The 291-nt window shown below is 46.0% G+C and carries 1 pseudogene; it reads right to left on the bottom strand.

Annotation, left to right across the window (positions count from 1 at the left end):
• Window positions 1-291: pseudogene (locus ACG9ZB_RS17110) on the bottom strand (PaaI family thioesterase); the annotation flags it as partial.

The raw sequence follows: 291 nt of genomic DNA, 5'->3' as shown, positions 1-291 counted from the left end.
GGGTTCATCCTTACCCACTGAATACAACCACACATCCCCAACCACCAATTCTTTGCCAACTTTCATTAACTTACATTCACCGCGGATATTTGTTTAAGCTGCAGGTTTACTTAGAAAGTTGATCGATAAACTGGTGGTCACGGTTAAACCGACCAGCCCAATTTCTCCTAAAATGGCGATATACAATTCATAGTCTGCAAGAGTCATCATGGTTGGGCCTGAAACCGTTCCCCCTGGTCGCAACTCGCGCTCATCTACCTGATATACAACAGTTGCTGCGCGCTCAGTGAC

The organism is Acinetobacter johnsonii (assembly GCF_048551975.1).
GTDB lineage: Bacteria > Pseudomonadota > Gammaproteobacteria > Pseudomonadales > Moraxellaceae > Acinetobacter > Acinetobacter johnsonii_A.
Note: the sequence above shows the minus strand (reverse complement) of the source record. Positions and strands in the feature narration are given on the sequence as shown.